Origin of the sequence: Brachybacterium sp. AOP43-C2-M15, from assembly GCF_052446295.1 — a bacterium.
Taxonomy (GTDB): Bacteria; Actinomycetota; Actinomycetes; order Actinomycetales; family Dermabacteraceae; genus Brachybacterium.
The window spans coordinates 52,596-68,020 of sequence record NZ_JBQSWB010000018.1; the positions used below are offsets into that span (position 1 = coordinate 52,596).

19 protein-coding genes are annotated in these 15,425 nt (G+C 67.7%); 18 read left to right on the top strand and 1 reads right to left on the bottom strand.

What is annotated here, in order from left to right; all coding sequences use genetic code 11:
• Positions 1-101 precede the first annotated feature (101 nt).
• From rpsL to tuf, 4 genes are all read left to right on the top strand, one after another.
• Positions 102-476, top strand: coding sequence for a 30S ribosomal protein S12 (rpsL, locus tag ACT3SP_RS16240; protein WP_087484111.1), 375 nt, complete (start codon positions 102-104; stop codon positions 474-476).
• Positions 476-946 carry a 30S ribosomal protein S7 gene (gene rpsG, locus ACT3SP_RS16245; RefSeq protein WP_114853740.1) on the top strand — a complete coding sequence of 157 codons (471 nt, stop codon included), beginning with the start codon at positions 476-478 and terminating at the stop codon, positions 944-946. The genes rpsL and rpsG overlap by 1 nt, the downstream gene beginning before the upstream one ends.
• A 91-nt stretch (positions 947-1,037) precedes the next feature.
• Positions 1,038-3,185, top strand: coding sequence for an elongation factor G (gene fusA, locus ACT3SP_RS16250; protein ID WP_444588343.1), 2,148 nt, complete (start codon positions 1,038-1,040; stop codon positions 3,183-3,185).
• Between the two features lie 128 nt (positions 3,186-3,313).
• Positions 3,314-4,501, top strand: coding sequence for an elongation factor Tu (gene tuf, locus ACT3SP_RS16255; protein ID WP_444588344.1), 1,188 nt, complete (start codon positions 3,314-3,316; stop codon positions 4,499-4,501).
• 206 nt (positions 4,502-4,707) lie between these two features.
• Here tuf and ACT3SP_RS16260 read toward each other — a convergent pair whose 3' ends face one another.
• Positions 4,708-5,643 (bottom strand): general stress protein, encoded by a 936-nt coding sequence (locus tag ACT3SP_RS16260; protein ID WP_444588345.1) that lies wholly within the window; start codon positions 5,641-5,643, stop codon positions 4,708-4,710.
• Between the two features lie 201 nt (positions 5,644-5,844).
• Between ACT3SP_RS16260 and ngcE the strand changes: the two genes are divergently transcribed.
• From ngcE to rpsQ, 14 genes are all read left to right on the top strand, one after another.
• A complete protein-coding gene (ngcE, locus tag ACT3SP_RS16265) occupies positions 5,845-7,311 on the top strand; it encodes an N-acetylglucosamine/diacetylchitobiose ABC transporter substrate-binding protein (RefSeq protein ID WP_444588346.1) in 1,467 nt (488 codons plus the stop codon).
• On the top strand, positions 7,308-8,294 hold the full coding sequence (locus ACT3SP_RS16270) for a carbohydrate ABC transporter permease (RefSeq protein ID WP_444588347.1): 987 nt from the start codon (positions 7,308-7,310) through the stop codon (positions 8,292-8,294). Before ngcE ends, ACT3SP_RS16270 begins: the two co-directional genes overlap by 4 nt.
• Positions 8,291-9,208 carry a carbohydrate ABC transporter permease gene (locus ACT3SP_RS16275; protein WP_444588348.1) on the top strand — a complete coding sequence of 306 codons (918 nt, stop codon included), beginning with the start codon at positions 8,291-8,293 and terminating at the stop codon, positions 9,206-9,208. The genes ACT3SP_RS16270 and ACT3SP_RS16275 overlap by 4 nt, the downstream gene beginning before the upstream one ends.
• Before the next feature lie 407 nt (positions 9,209-9,615).
• Positions 9,616-9,924, top strand: a complete 309-nt coding sequence (gene rpsJ / locus ACT3SP_RS16280; protein WP_010550334.1) for a 30S ribosomal protein S10 — start codon at positions 9,616-9,618, stop codon at positions 9,922-9,924.
• A gap of 11 nt (positions 9,925-9,935) precedes the next feature.
• The gene (rplC, locus tag ACT3SP_RS16285; RefSeq protein WP_444588349.1) at positions 9,936-10,616 is read left to right on the top strand and encodes a 50S ribosomal protein L3; all 681 of its coding nucleotides are present in this window, start codon (positions 9,936-9,938) and stop codon (positions 10,614-10,616) included.
• Positions 10,617-10,621: 5 nt separating this feature from the next.
• The gene (gene rplD / locus ACT3SP_RS16290) at positions 10,622-11,581 is read left to right on the top strand and encodes a 50S ribosomal protein L4, sunset domain variant (protein ID WP_444588350.1); all 960 of its coding nucleotides are present in this window, start codon (positions 10,622-10,624) and stop codon (positions 11,579-11,581) included.
• Positions 11,578-11,880, top strand: coding sequence for a 50S ribosomal protein L23 (gene rplW, locus ACT3SP_RS16295; RefSeq protein WP_444588351.1), 303 nt, complete (start codon positions 11,578-11,580; stop codon positions 11,878-11,880). Before rplD ends, rplW begins: the two co-directional genes overlap by 4 nt.
• A 46-nt stretch (positions 11,881-11,926) precedes the next feature.
• The gene (gene rplB / locus ACT3SP_RS16300) at positions 11,927-12,763 is read left to right on the top strand and encodes a 50S ribosomal protein L2 (protein WP_444588352.1); all 837 of its coding nucleotides are present in this window, start codon (positions 11,927-11,929) and stop codon (positions 12,761-12,763) included.
• A gap of 18 nt (positions 12,764-12,781) precedes the next feature.
• Positions 12,782-13,063, top strand: coding sequence for a 30S ribosomal protein S19 (rpsS, locus tag ACT3SP_RS16305; protein WP_422115356.1), 282 nt, complete (start codon positions 12,782-12,784; stop codon positions 13,061-13,063).
• 53 nt (positions 13,064-13,116) lie between these two features.
• A complete protein-coding gene (rplV, locus tag ACT3SP_RS16310; RefSeq protein WP_444588353.1) occupies positions 13,117-13,470 on the top strand; it encodes a 50S ribosomal protein L22 in 354 nt (117 codons plus the stop codon).
• Positions 13,471-13,480: 10 nt separating this feature from the next.
• Positions 13,481-14,323, top strand: coding sequence for a 30S ribosomal protein S3 (rpsC, locus tag ACT3SP_RS16315; protein WP_444588354.1), 843 nt, complete (start codon positions 13,481-13,483; stop codon positions 14,321-14,323).
• A gap of 5 nt (positions 14,324-14,328) precedes the next feature.
• The gene (rplP, locus tag ACT3SP_RS16320) at positions 14,329-14,748 is read left to right on the top strand and encodes a 50S ribosomal protein L16 (protein ID WP_444588355.1); all 420 of its coding nucleotides are present in this window, start codon (positions 14,329-14,331) and stop codon (positions 14,746-14,748) included.
• Positions 14,748-14,981: a 50S ribosomal protein L29 gene (gene rpmC / locus ACT3SP_RS16325; protein ID WP_015776369.1), complete on the top strand. Its 234-nt coding sequence runs from the start codon at positions 14,748-14,750 to the stop codon at positions 14,979-14,981. Before rplP ends, rpmC begins: the two co-directional genes overlap by 1 nt.
• A gap of 20 nt (positions 14,982-15,001) precedes the next feature.
• Positions 15,002-15,337 (top strand): 30S ribosomal protein S17, encoded by a 336-nt coding sequence (gene rpsQ / locus ACT3SP_RS16330; RefSeq protein WP_444588356.1) that lies wholly within the window; start codon positions 15,002-15,004, stop codon positions 15,335-15,337.
• Positions 15,338-15,425: the final 88 nt, after the last annotated feature.

A 15,425-nucleotide genomic window follows, 5' to 3' on the forward strand; every position in this document is an offset into this window, starting at 1 on the left:
GGCAGAGGGGGACGGTGCATCGGGTCGCCGACCGCGCGAGCGGTCGAAGTTGTCGATCCTCCGAGGCGAACAGCCTCGGCGGCCGAACAGGAAGAGAAGCTGTGCCCACTATTCAGCAGTTGGTGCGCAAGGGGAGGGACGCCCGTTCGTCCTCCTCGAAGACGCCCGCGCTCAAGGGTTCGCCCCAGCGCCGCGGTGTCTGCACCCGTGTCTACACCCAGACCCCGAAGAAGCCGAACTCCGCGCTGCGCAAGATCGCGCGCGTGAAGCTGTCGACCGGCGTCGAGGTCACCGCGTACATCCCCGGCGAGGGCCACAACCTCCAGGAGCACTCCATCGTGCTCGTCCGCGGCGGTCGTGTGAAGGACCTCCCCGGCGTCCGCTACAAGATCGTCCGCGGCGCGCTGGACACCCAGTCGGTCAAGGGCCGCCAGCAGGCGCGCTCCCGCTACGGCGCGAAGAAGGAGAAGAAGTAATGCCTCGTAAGGGCCCCGCTCCCAAGCGCCAGCTGGTCGTCGACCCCGTCTACGGCTCGCCGATCGTCACCCAGCTCATCAACAAGATCCTCCTGGACGGCAAGAAGACCGTCGCCGAGGGGATCGTCTACGGAGCGCTCGAGGGCGCCCGTGAGAAGAACGGCCAGGACCCGGTCGTCACCCTGAAGAAGGCGCTGGACAACATCCGGCCGTCCCTCGAGGTCCGCTCCCGCCGTGTCGGCGGTGCGACCTACCAGGTGCCGATCGAGGTCAAGCCCGGCCGTGCCACGACCCTCGCCCTGCGCTGGCTGGTCAGCTACTCCCGCGCCCGCCGCGAGAACACGATGACCGAGCGTCTGATGAACGAGATCCTGGACGCCTCCAACGGCCTCGGCGCCGCTGTCAAGCGTCGCGAGGACACCCACAAGATGGCCGAGTCCAACCGGGCCTTCGCGCACTACCGCTGGTGAGTGCATGGTGGGGTCCACCCTTCGGGGTGGGCCCCACCCGCCGCCCTCCGGCAGCTCCACCAGCATCCGCTCTCCAGAAAGGCACAAGCCCGTGGCACTCGAAGTGCTCAGCGACCTGAACAAGGTCCGCAACATCGGCATCATGGCTCACATCGATGCCGGCAAGACCACCACGACCGAGCGCATCCTCTTCTACACCGGCGTGAACTACAAGATGGGCGAGACCCACGACGGCGCCGGCACCATGGACTGGATGGAGCAGGAGAAGGAGCGCGGCATCACCATCACGTCGGCCGCGACGACCTGCTACTGGCACGACAACCAGATCAACATCATCGACACCCCGGGCCACGTCGACTTCACCGTCGAGGTGGAGCGCTCGCTGCGCGTGCTCGACGGCGCCGTCGCGGTGTTCGACGGCAAGGAGGGCGTGGAGCCCCAGTCGGAGACCGTCTGGCGCCAGGCCGACAAGTACGACGTGCCCCGCATCTGCTTCGTCAACAAGATGGACAAGCTGGGCGCCGACTTCTTCTTCACCGTCAAGACCATCGTGGAGCGCCTCGGCGCGAAGCCCCTGGTCATGCAGATCCCGATCGGTGCGGAGAACGACTTCACCGGCATCATCGATCTCGTCGAGATGAAGGCCTACGACTGGCCCGAGACTCTCGAGGAGGACATGAAGGCGATCAACTCGAAGAAGGGCGATCCCTCGCTCGGCCAGTGGCAGCGGGAGATCCCGATCCCCGCCGACCTGCAGGACACGGTCGACGAGTACCGCTCCAAGCTGGTCGAGGACGTCGCCGAGAGCTCCGAGGAGCTCATGGACAAGTACCTCGAGGAGGGCGACCTCACCGTCGACGAGCTCAAGTCCGGCATCCGGTCGATGACCGTCAACTCCGAGGCCTACCCGGTCTTCTGCGGCACCGCGTTCAAGAACAAGGGCGTCCAGCCCATGCTCAACGGTGTCATCGACTACCTGCCCTCGCCGCTCGACGTGCCCGACATGGTCGGCCACAAGCCGGGCGACGAGGAGACCGAGCTGACTCGCGCCGCCGACTGGGACGCGCCCTTCTCGGCGCTCGCCTTCAAGGTCGCCGCGCACCCGTTCTTCGGGTCGCTGACCTACGTCCGCGTCTACTCGGGCCAGGTCAAGCAGGGCGAGCAGATCCTGAACGCCACCACCGGCAAGAAGGAGCGCGTCGGGAAGCTGTTCCAGATGCACTCCAACAAGGAGAACCCGGTGGACGAGGCCTTCGCGGGCCACATCTACGCGTTCATCGGCCTGAAGGACACCACCACCGGTGACACCCTGACCGATGCGTCCAACCCGATCCAGCTGGAGTCCATGAGCTTCCCGGAGCCCGTGATCTCGGTGGCGATCGAGCCCAAGACCAAGGGCGACCAGGAGAAGCTGGGTGTGGCCATCCAGAAGCTCGCCAAGGAGGACCCGACCTTCCAGGTGGAGCTCGACGAGGAGACCGGCCAGACCGTCATCAAGGGCATGGGCGAGCTGCACCTCGACATCCTCGTGGACCGCATGCGCCGCGAGTTCAACGTCGAGGCGAACATCGGCAAGCCGCAGGTGGCCTACCGCGAGACGATCAAGCGGACGGTGGAGAAGTTCGACTTCACCCACAAGAAGCAGACCGGCGGCTCCGGCCAGTTCGCGAAGGTCCAGCTGACCTTCGGCCCGCTGACGGACGCCGAGGACGGCGTGTTCTACGAGTTCGAGAACAAGGTCACCGGCGGTCGCATCCCGCGCGAGTACATCCCGAGCGTGGACGCGGGCATCCAGGACGCCCTGCAGTCCGGCATCATGGCCGGCTACCCGGTCGTGAACGTCAGGGCCTCCCTCCTCGACGGCGCCTACCACGACGTCGACTCCTCGGAGATGGCCTTCAAGATCGCCGGCTCCATGGCGGCCAAGGAGGCCCTGCGCAAGGCGCAGCCGATCCTCCTCGAGCCCCTCATGGACGTCGAGGTCCGTACTCCGGAGGAGTACATGGGAGATGTCATCGGCGACCTGAACTCCCGGCGAGGTCAGGTCCAGTCGATGGAGGACGCGAGCGGGGTCAAGATCGTCCGTGCTCTCGTCCCGCTGTCGGAGATGTTCGGCTACGTCGGCGACCTGCGGTCCAAGACCCAGGGTCGTGCGATGTACACCATGCAGTTCGACAGCTACGCGGAGGTTCCCGGCAGCATTGCCGAGGAGATCGTCGCGAAGACCCGGGGCGAGTGAGGAGTCGGGGGAAGCAGGTAGGCTCCTTCTCCTGCGTCCCCCGCCTCTCCCATCGGCCCGCCCTCCCGGGGCGGGATCCGATCCCGATCCAGAAGTACCACGATACGAAGTCCTAGGAGGACACCACCATGGCGAAGGCCAAGTTCGAGCGGACCAAGCCGCACGTCAACATCGGCACCATCGGTCACGTCGACCACGGCAAGACCACGCTGAGCGCTGCGATCTCGAAGGTTCTGTACGACAAGTTCCCCGAGGTCAACGAGAAGCGTGACTTCGACACGATCGACAACGCGCCCGAGGAGAAGCAGCGCGGCATCACGATCAACGTCTCGCACATCGAGTACGAGACCGACAAGCGCCACTACGCGCACGTCGACGCCCCGGGCCACGCCGACTACGTGAAGAACATGATCACCGGCGCTGCTCAGATGGACGGCGCGATCCTCGTGGTCGCCGCCACCGACGGCCCGATGGCGCAGACCCGTGAGCACGTGCTGCTCGCCAAGCAGGTCGGCGTCCCCTACCTGCTCGCCGCACTCAACAAGGCCGACATGGTCGACGACGAGGAGATCCTCGAGCTCGTCGAGATGGAGGTCCGCGAGATGCTGGGCTCCCAGGGCTTCGACGAGGATGCGCCCGTCATCCAGGTCTCCGCTCTCAAGGCCCTCGAGGGCGACGAGAAGTGGATCGAGAAGATCGCTGAGCTCATGGAGGCCGTCGACGCGTCCATCCCGGACCCGGTCCGCGACCTCGACCAGCCCTTCCTCATGCCGATCGAGGACGTCTTCACGATCCAGGGTCGTGGCACCGTCGTCACCGGCAAGGTCGATCGCGGCAAGCTCGCGATCAACTCGGAGGTCGAGATCCTCGGCATCCGCGAGCCGCAGAAGACGATCGTCACCGGCATCGAGATGTTCCACAAGCAGATGGACGAGGCCTGGGCCGGCGAGAACTGCGGTCTGCTGCTCCGCGGCACCAAGCGCGAGGACGTCGAGCGCGGCCAGGTCGTGGCCAAGCCCGGCACCATCACCCCGCACACCAACTTCGAGGGCCAGGTCTACATCCTGTCCAAGGACGAGGGTGGCCGTCACAACCCGTTCTACTCGAACTACCGTCCGCAGTTCTACTTCCGGACCACCGACGTCACCGGCGTCATCACGCTGCCCGAGGGCACCGAGATGGTCATGCCCGGCGACAACACCGAGATGTCGGTCGAGCTGATCCAGCCGATCGCCATGGAGGAGGGCCTCGGCTTCGCCATCCGTGAGGGTGGCCGCACCGTGGGCTCCGGCCGCGTCACCAAGATCACCAAGTGATCACCGCGGGGGAGACCCCGCAGCCGTGAGGCGACCGCCCAGCGAGAGCTGAGCAGCGAGGGCCCCGCACCGGGAGACCGGTGCGGGGCCCTTCCGCATGTCCGGGCACGACGAAGCCCCCGCTCCTCCGGGCTCAGGGCCTCGAGGCGGGGGCTTCTCCGTGGGCCGCGACGCGCTGGTCCCGGATGTCCGGGCGTCGTGCGGCATCAGCTCCCGGCGTCGCGGTCCGAGTCGGCGGGACGGTCCTGATCGGCCTGCCCGGTCCGAGGCTGCTCACCGTCCCCCTCACCGGCGGGCCGGCCGAAGCTCGGGCGGCCGGAGCGGGCCGGATCACCGGTGGCGGCCGGGGGAGCGGCAGGGGTGGCCGGCTGTCCGTACGAGGGCCGTGCGGGGGCCGACGGCGACCCGCCGGTGCCTGCACCGTAGGGCGAGGTGCCGTACGGCCCGCCGTGCTGCGAGCCCGCGCCGTGCTGCGTGCCTGCGCCGTGCTGCGCGGACCCCTGCTGCGGGCTCACGCCGAACTGCTGACCGGTGCCCTGCTGCGCAGCGCCCTGCCGAGGGTCGTGGCCCCCCGGGGAGGTGCCGACGCTCGGGGCGCCGGGCTGCTGTGCCGTCTGCGGGGCGGGGTGGGGCGCGGCGGGCATCGAGGCGGGAGCGGCACCGAACTCGGCCAGGATCTTCCGCGCCTGCTCGGCGTGCTTGTGCTCGACGAGCAGCTCGTACTGCATCGGGATGGTGGCGGTCATCGAGGTGAAGTCCCGCTTCCCGCCGGTCATCGCGTAGCCCACGGCGGACCACACCGTGAAGAAGATGATGCCCAGGAGGATGCTGGTCAGCACCACCATGAAGTTCCCGGGGGTGATCAGGAGCAGCAGCAGCCCCAGGAACAAGCCCATCCAGAGGCCGGAGAGCACGCCCTGCCCGAGGACCCGCGGCCACGTCCTGCGGCCGGTGACGCGCTCCATCAGCTTCAGATCGGTGCCCACGATGAGGGTGCTCTGCACCGGGAACGAGTTGTCGGCCAGGGTGTCCACGACCGACTGCACCTCCTGGTAGGTGCTGTACACGCCCAGCGAGCGGGGGTACTCGAGATCGTAGAGACGAGCGGTCAGGGGTGAGGAGTTCTGCAGCGGCTGACTCATGGGGCCACGGTAGAGCAGTGATGAGGGAGGAGGCTGGATCCGGCCCGCACGCGAGGTGGGTGCCGGCGCGGGGGTCGCGTTCCGGGGCGCTGGATAACGATCGGGGACACAGCACGGTGAGTCGACGTGACAGAGGTCCAGAACCGGCTAGGGTCCGGTACAGCACTCGTATTCGACGACGAACAACGAATGAGGCCACCCATGGACCCCCAGAACGATCCCCTGCTCGAGACCCCGCTGGACAGGATGGGCGCCTCCCGGCGCCGGTTCCTCTCGCTCGCCTCCCTCGGCACCGGTGCGGTGGCGCTCAGCGCCTGCGCGACCGGTGGCGGTGGTGGGGACGAGGACGGCGACGAGGGCGCAGGAGGCGCCGTCGTCGAGGGCGAGGGCGAGGTCAGCGACGACAACCCCTTCGGCATCGCCGAGGACTCGACCGTCGACGTCGTGATCTTCAACGGCGGCTACGGCGACCAGTACGCGAAGGACGCCGGCGAGAAGTACGAGGAGCTCCACCCCGGCACCACCGCCGATGTCTCCTCGACGGTGAACATCCAGCCCGACCTCCAGCCCCGCTTCATCGGCGGCGACCCGCCCGACCTCTTCGACAACTCCGGCGCCCAGAACATGAACACCAGCGCCCTGATCTCCGACGGCAGCCTCTCCGAGCTCGGCGCTCTCATCGAGGCGCCCTCGCTCGACGGCGGCACGATCGGCGACTCCCTGCTGCCGGGCGTGCTGGTGCCCGGCACCTACTCGGGGAAGCTCTTCGCGCTGAACTACATGTACACGGTGTTCGCGCTGTGGTACTCCGCCAAGCAGTTCGAGGAGAAGGGCTGGGAGGCCCCGACCACCTGGGACGACGTCATGACCATCGGCGAGGAGGCCAAGAAGGAGGATCTGGCCCTGTTCGCCTGGGGCGGGCAGAACGCGGCGGACTACTTCCATGAGCTCGCCGTCTCCATGGCGATCAAGGAGGGCGGTCCGGAGGTCGCCAGGTCGCTGGACCTCCTCGAGGAGGGCGCCTTCGAGCAGCAGCCGATCATCGACGCCTTCGCGGCGATCGAGGACGCCGTCTCGGAGGGCTACTTCCTCGCCGGCGGCGCGGGCATCAAGCACACCGAGGCCCAGACGGAGTGGGTGACCGGCAAGGCGGTCATGTATCCCTCCGGGTCCTGGATCGAGAACGAGCAGCGCAGCACCACGCCCGACGACTACGAGATGACCGGGGCCGCGACCCCGCTGCTCTCCGACGGCGCGGCGATGGGCGCCGGTGCGATCCACGGCGCGGCGGGGGAGCCGTTCATGGTCCCCAGCCAGGCGGCCAACGGTGCGGGCGGCCTCGAGTTCCTGCGCGTGATGCTCTCCAAGGAGCAGTGCCAGAACTTCTCCGAGCTCACCTCCTCGATGACGATCGTCCAGGACACCATCCCCGAGGACGGCTTCGGCTCGACCGCGCTGTCCTCGGTGAGCTCCATGATCGAGACCGCCGGCGAGGACGTCTTCACGTTCAACTTCTCCGACTGGTACGGCATGGGGGATGACCTCAAGCCGCTGTGGGCCGAGTTCCTCAACGGTGACATCAGCGCCGACGAGGTGCGCGAGCGCGAGCAGGCCGCGATCGACGCGATCCGCGAGGACGACAGCATCGAGAAGTTCGACGTCGAATGATGACGGCTGTTCCCCCCACCGCGCCCCCCGAGAGCGCCCCGCGCTCCCGGGGGGCGCGGGTCCGCGTCACCCCGTCCCGCATCCTGTTCTTCGCGCTCTTCCTGGGCGTGCCGATGCTGGTGTACGTGGTCTTCGTCGTCTCGCCGTTCCTGCAGGCGTTCTACTACTCGCTCACGGACTGGCGCGGCCTGGCCCGAGCACCTCAGTTCATCGGGCTCGACAACTACATCACGCTGTTCCAGGACCCGATCTTCCTCAAGGCGCTGCGCAACAACGTCATCTTCATGATCGTGCTCCCGGTGGTGACGATCTCGCTCGCCTTCGCCCTCGCGATCCTCGTGACCGTCGGCGGCAACACCCGCGGCGCGATCCGCGGCATCCGCGGGGCCACGATCTTCCGCGTCGTGAGCTTCTTCCCGTACGTGATCCCCGCGGTCGTCGTCGGCATCCTCTTCGCCTTCATCTACTCGCCCAACGGCGGTCTTCTCAACGGTCTGCTGAACCTCCCGTTGAACCTCGTGGGGCTGGACATCTCGATCGCCTGGCTCGGCGACCGGCGGTTCGCGCTGCTCGCGATCGTCGCCGCGGTGGTGTGGAGCCTGGTGGGCTTCTACATGGTCCTGTTCGTCGCGGCGATCAAGTCGATCCCCTCCGAGGTGATCGAGGCCGCACGGATCGACGGCGCCGGCCGGTTCCGGATCTCGATCGCGGTGATCCTGCCGATGATCCGGGAGAACGTCTCCACCGCCGCCGTGTACATGGGGATCATGGCCCTGGACATGTTCGTCTACATCAGCGTGATGACGCCCAGCGGAGGCATCGGCAAGAGCACCGAGGTCGTCTCGCGGTACCTGTACCAGACCGCCTTCAGCGACTCCCGCTTCGGGATGGCCTCGGCGATGGGCGTGGTGATGGCGCTGATCACGATGCTGATGGCCGTCCTGGTCCTGTTCGGGACGCGGCAGAAGGAGGACGCGCGATGAGCCTCGAGAACCAGGCCCCGTCCGGCACCCCCGCGACGGCAGCCGCTCCTCCCGAGCGCCCCGAGCCCCGCCGGCAGAAGCGCAGCGCCGGTGACCGCGCTTTCACGATCATCGCCCAGGTCATCCTCGCGATCTGGGGCCTGATCGTGATCCTGCCGCTGCTCTGGACCGTGTTCAGCTCGTTCAAGACCTCCGGCGGGATCCTCGCCTCGCCCTTCGCGCTCCCGGAGGAGTGGAACCTCGACAACTTCGTCACCGCCTGGACGGAGGCCGGCATCGGCCGGTTCTTCGGCAACACGGTCCTGGTGGTGGGCTGCGCGCTGTTCCTGGTGATGCTGCTCGGCGCCATGTGCGCCTACGTGCTGGCGCGCTACGAGTTCCCGGGCCGGCGCGTGCTCTACTACGCGCTGATCGCCGGGCTCACCTTCCCGCTGTTCCTGGCCGTGGTGCCGCTGTTCTTCGTCATGGAGTCGCTGCACATCCGTGGCACCTACTTCGGCCTGATCATGGCCTACGTGGGATTCGCGCTGCCGTTCACGGTCTTCTTCCTCTACGCCTTCTTCCGGCAGCTGCCCGAGGAGATCGGGGAGGCGGCGGCCATCGACGGCGCCGGCGACTTCCGCACCTTCTTCCAGGTGATGCTGCCGATGGCCGGACCGGGCATGGCCAGCGTGACGATCTTCAACTTCCTGGGGCTGTGGAACCAGTTCCTGCTCCCGATCGTCCTGAACACCGACCGCGACAAGTTCGTGCTGGCCCAGGGCCTGGCGAACATGCAGGCCCAGCAGGGCTACGACTCGGACTGGGGAGCGATGTTCGCCTCCGTGACGATCACGATCCTGCCGGTGCTGATCGTCTATCTGATCTTCCAGCGCCAGCTGCAGGGCGGGATCGGGCCGAGCACCAACAAGTGAGCATCCGCGGGGCCGACGGGGACCGGCGCGGGGGAGGGCCCGGACGGGGACGTCCGGGCCCTCCGTCGGTCCGACAGGCCCCGTGTGACGGGCTGCACCTGCCTCTCCCTTGTGGGAGTGCTCCGCTCTCTGGCAGACTGTTCAAGTTGTCTGCGCGGGCCGACATGCCCGGTTCCGTTCTCCGAGGGTCCTCCTCGGCGAATGATCACCGGATGAGGTCCGTCCCGAGGATGCGAACCGCGCCACTGGGCGCGGACCGCGCATCGTGACAGGGAACAGACGCAGAAGCAGCCGATTCACGGCGGTTCGATGCTGGGCTCGTGTGCCCCGCAGAGGCCGACACGCCCGTCCTCGGGTACCGGGAGCCGGTTGCATCCATGCCAGACGAAGAAGAGAGACAGGACGCCATGGCGGGACAGAAGATCCGCATCCGGCTCAAGTCGTACGACCACGAGGTGATCGACAGCTCGGCGCGCAAGATCGTCGACACGGTCACCAGTGCCGGCGCGACTGTTGTGGGCCCGGTGCCGCTGCCGACCGAGAAGAACGTGTTCGTCGTCATCCGGTCGCCGCACAAGTACAAGGACTCCCGTGAGCACTTCGAGATGCGCACGCACAAGCGACTGATCGACATCGTCGATCCCACGCCCAAGGCCGTGGACTCGCTCATGCGCCTCGATCTGCCGGCGGACGTCAACATCGAGATCAAGCTCTGAGGGTGGTGGAGATGAGCAACGAACTGACCGGCCAGAAGGCCGCTCCGGTGTCCGGCGTGCTCGGCACCAAGCTCGGCATGACCCAGGTCTGGGACGAGAACGGAAAGCTCGTCCCCGTGACCGTCGTGCAGACCGGTGCGAACGTCGTCACCCAGATCCGCTCCGTCGAGACCGACGGATACGACGCGGTCCAGATCGCCTACGGGCAGATCGACCCGCGCAAGGTGTCGCAGCCGCTCAAGGGCCACTTCGAGAAGGCCGGCGTGACCCCGCGCCGTCACCTCGTCGAGCTGCGCACCGTCGACGCCGCCGACTACACCCTCGGCCAGGAGATCGATGCGTCGGTCTTCGAGTCCGGGCAGAAGGTCGACGTCGTCGGCACCTCCAAGGGCAAGGGCACCGCGGGCGTCATGAAGCGCCACGGGTTCTCCGGTGTCGGCGCCTCCCACGGCGCGCACCGCAACCACCGCAAGCCCGGTTCCATCGGCGGCGCCTCCACCCCCGGTCGCGTGTTCAAGGGTCAGCGCATGGCTGGCCGCATGGGCGGCGACCGCACCAGTGTCCAGAACCTGACCGTTCACGCGGTCGACGTCGAGAAGGGCCTCGTGCTCGTCAAGGGTGCCGTCCCCGGCCCCAAGGGCGGCCTCGTGCTCGTCCGCTCGGCTGTCAAGAGCCCCGCGAAGGAGGCCTGAGCCCGATGGCAGCGAACCTGACTGTCGACGTGCTCGATCCGGCCGGTAAGAAGTCCGGCACCGTCGAGCTGCCCGCGTCGATCTTCGACGTGCAGACCAACGTGCCCCTGATCCATCAGGTGGTCGTCGCCCAGCAGGCGGCCTCCCGTCAGGGCACCCACAAGGCCAAGACCCGCGCCGAGGTGCGCGGCGGCGGCAAGAAGCCCTGGAAGCAGAAGGGCACCGGTCGTGCCCGTCAGGGCTCCCTGCGCGCCCCGCAGTTCACCGGCGGCGGCATCGTCCACGGCCCCGTCCCGCGCGACTACAGCCAGCGCACCCCGAAGAAGATGAAGGCCGCCGCCCTGCGCGGAGCCCTCTCCGATCGGGCCCGCAACGGCCGCGTGCACGTCGTCTCCTCGCTTCTCGAGGGCGATGTCGCATCGACCAAGCTCGTGCGCCAGACCCTCGCGAACGTCTCCGACCGTCGCCACCTGCTGGTGGTCGTGCGCCGGGACGACGACCTGGGCGCGCTGAGCTCGCGCAACCTGCCGACCACCCACGTCCTGTACGCGGACCAGGTGAACACCTACGACGTCATGCTCTCCGACGACGTGGTCTTCACCGCCGCCGCTCTCGAGGACTTCGTGGCCCAGGCGACCCTGGCCCTGCCCACCTCGACCCTCGCCGAGGCGAAGGCCGCTGCGGCTCCCGCCGCCGCGAAGGCCGCGGCCCCGGCCGCTGCCGAGGAGGCCCCCTTCGGTGAGGGTTCCGCGGTCCCCACGGCCGACGGCTCCGCCCCCGAGGGCTTCACCATCAAGGGCAACCAGGACTCGATGAAGTTCCACACCCCGGACTCCCCGTGGTACGGCCGCACCAAGGCCGAGGTCTGGTTCGCGAGCGAGGAGGCCGCCAAGGCCGCCGGCTTCGTGAACGCGGTCAAGGAGTCCAGCCCGGCCGATGAGGCCGCCGAGGAGGAGTCGAAGTGACCTCGCTGAACAAGGATCCCCGCGACGTCCTGCTGGCCCCGGTCGTCTCCGAGAAGAGCTACGGGCTGATGGACGAGGGCAAGTACACCTTCCTGGTGGCTGCCGACGCCAACAAGACCGAGATCAAGATCGCCGTCGAGAAGGTCTTCGACGTCAAGGTCTCCTCGGTCAACACGATCAACCGTCAGGGCAAGTCGCGCCGCACGCGCTTCGGGACCGGCAAGCGCAAGGACACCAAGCGCGCCATCGTCACCCTGACTGACGGAGCCATCGACATCTTCGGAGGGTCGGTCGCCTGAGGCGGCCGATGTCCGAGGAGCCGAAGAGAGTCTGAGGGAAACCCACATGGCAATTCGTAAGAGCAAGCCGACCACGCCCGGTCGTCGCGGCTCGAGTGGCGCCGACTTCGTCGAGGTCACCCGGTCCACGCCGGAGAAGTCGCTGGTCCGTCCGCTGTCCAAGTCCGGCGGTCGCAACAGCAACGGTCGTATCACCTCCCGTCACCGGGGCGGTGGCCACAAGCGGGCCTACCGCGTGATCGACTTCCGCCGTCACGACAAGGACGGCGTCAAGGCGAAGGTCGCTCACATCGAGTACGACCCGAACCGCACCGCGCGCATCGCGCTGCTGCACTACCTGGACGGCGAGAAGCGCTACATCCTCGCGCCGGCCAAGCTGCGTCAGGGCGATTGGATCGAGAACGGTCCGGGCGCGGACATCAAGCCCGGCAACAACCTGCCGCTGCGCAACATCCCCCTGGGCACCGTGATCCACGCGATCGAGCTGCGCCCCGGTGGCGGTGCCAAGATCGCCCGCAGCGCCGGCGCCTCCGTGCAGCTGGTCGCCAAGGAAGGACCGTACGCGCAGCTGCGCATGCCGTCCGGCGAGATCCGCAACGTCGATGCCCGCTGCCGCGCCACCATCGGCGAGGTCGGCAACGCCGAGCAGTCCAACATCAACTGGGGCAAGGCCGGTCGCATGCGCTGGAAGGGCAAGCGCCCCCACGTGCGCGGCGTGGTCATGAACCCCGTCGATCACCCGCATGGTGGCGGCGAGGGCCGCACCTCCGGTGGTCGTCATCCGGTCTCGCCCTGGGGTCAGCCCGAGGGCCGCACCCGTCGACCGGGCAAGGAGAGCGACAAGCTCATCGTGCGCCGTCGCCGGACCGGCAAGAAGCGCTGATAGGGAGAATCAGAGACTATGCCTCGCAGTATCGCCAAGGGCCCGTTCGTGGACGACCACCTTCAGAAGAAGGTGGACGTCCAGAACGAGAAGGGCACCAAGAACCTCATCAAGACCTGGTCGCGTCGTTCGGTCATCACCCCGGACTTCCTCGGCCACACCTTCGCAGTGCATGACGGTCGCAAGCACGTCACGGTGTTCGTCACCGAGTCGATGGTCGGCCACAAGCTCGGCGAGTTCGCTCCCACGCGGACTTTCAAGGGCCACGAGAAGGACGACAGAAAGGGCCGTCGTCGCTGACCTCAGGTCAGCACGGCAGCACGTCCCGACATCCAGAAGAAAGCAGGACAGCAATGGAAGCCAAGGCGCAGGTGCGGTACCTCCGCATGTCGCCCATGAAGGCTCGCCGCGTTGTGGACCTGATTCGTGGCAAGAGCACGGCCGAGGCCCTGGACACCCTGCGGTTCGCCCCGCAGGCCGCCAGTGAGCCCGTCCTCAAGCTCGTCGAGTCCGCGATCGCCAACGCGCGGGTGAAGGCAGATCAGACGGGGGAGCGCTTCGATGAGCGCGAGCTCGTCGTCTCCGCCGCATTCGTCGATGAGGGTCCGACCATGAAGCGGTTCCAGCCGCGTGCACAGGGTCGAGCCTTCCAGATCAAGAAGCGCACCAGCCACGTCACCGTGGTGGTCGCTCCCGTGAACAAGTAAGGAGTCCCGAATGGGCCAGAAGGTCAATCCGAACGGGTTCCGCCTCGGGATCACCACGGAGCACAGCAGCCGGTGGTTCGCCGACTCCTCGAAGGAGGGGCAGCGGTACCGCGACTACGTGAAGGAAGACGTCGCGATCCGTGCGCTCATGTCCAAGGGGCTCGAGCGTGCCGGCATCTCCAAGGTCGAGATCGAGCGCACCCGTGATCGTGTCCGCGTCGACCTCCACACCGCTCGCCCGGGCATCGTCATCGGGCGTCGTGGCGCGGAGGCCGAGCGTCTGCGCGGCGAGCTCGAGAAGCTCACCGGCAAGCAGATCCAGCTGAACATCCTCGAGGTCAAGAACCCCGAGGCCGATGCGCAGCTGGTCGCTCAGGGCATCGCCGAGCAGCTCGCCGCCCGCGTCTCCTTCCGCCGTGCGATGCGCAAGGGCATGCAGTCCGCGCAGCGCGCCGGTGCGAAGGGCATCCGAGTGGCCGTGTCCGGTCGTCTCGGCGGCGCCGAGATGAGCCGCAACGAGTTCTACCGCGAGGGGCGCGTGCCGCTGCACACCCTCCGGGCGAACATCGACTACGGCTTCTACGAGGCCCGCACCGCCTTCGGCCGCATCGGCGTGAAGGTGTGGATCTACAAGGGCGATGTCACCGCCAAGGAGCTCGCGGCTCAGCAGGCCGCCTCGCAGGGTCCCCGCTCCGGCGGACGCGGCCCGCGTGCCGAGCGCCCGCGCGGCCGTCGCAACGAGCGCAACGCCACCGCGCGTCGTGGGGACAACGCCGAGCAGTCCGCTGCTCCGGCCGCGGCACCCGCCGAGCAGGCGTCCGCTCCCGCACAGCAGTCCGGAACGGAGGCCTGAGCGACATGCTGATCCCTCGCAGGACCAAGCACCGCAAGCAGCACCACCCGACCCGCAGCGGCATGGCCAAGGGCGGCACCGATCTGGCGTTCGGCGACTACGGCATCCAGGCGCTCGCGCCGGCCTACGTCACCAACCGTCAGATCGAGGCGGCACGTATCGCCATGACCCGCTACATGAAGCGTGGCGGCAAGGTGTTCATCAACATCTACCCCGATCGACCGCTCACCAAGAAGCCCGCCGAGGTCCGCATGGGCTCCGGCAAGGGCTCCGTGGAGTGGTGGGTCGCCAACATCAAGCCGGGACGGGTCATGTTCGAGATCGCCGGCGTCGAGGAGGAGGTGGCTCGCGAGGCACTGCGCCTGGCGATCCACAAGCTCCCCATGAAGTGCCGCATCCTGAGCCGAGAGAGTGGTGACATCTGATGGCAGCGACCAAGCTCACCGCCGATGAACTCGACAAGCTGGACGACGCGAAGCTGGCCGAGGAGCTGGCGAAGGCGAAGGACGAGCTGTTCAAGCTTCGTTTCCAGTCCGCGACCGGTCAGCTCGAGAGCTCCGGCCGTCTGCGGTCCGTCAAGAAGGACATCGCACGGATCTACACGATCCTGCGCGAGCGCGAGCTGGGCATCCGTCAGGCGCCCGGCGCCGCCGAGTGACCGCGAAGCGAGGAACAGAGATGACTGACAACACCCAGGCCGAGACCCCGGCCGCCGAGGAGCTCGAGGTGCTCGAGAAGGAAGGCGCGCACGCGTCCTCCAGCGAGCGCCCGTACCGCAAGACGGTCCGCGGCTACGTGGTCTCCGACAAGATGGACAAGACCATCGTCGTCGAGGTCGAGGAGCGTGTGAAGCACGCCCGTTACGGCAAGGTCACGACCAAGACGAGCAAGTTCAAGGCCCACGACGAGGAGAACACCGCCGGCATCGGCGACCGTGTCCTCGTCATGGAGACCCGCCCGACCTCCGCGACCAAGCGGTGGCGTCTGGTGGAGATCCTCGAGCGCGCCAAGTGATCCGAGGGCGGTCCGTGTGACCGCCGACGGTTCCTGAGAAGGGGCGGTTTCCCCCCGGGGGGACCCGCCCCGCTCGGGGTGGGGGGGG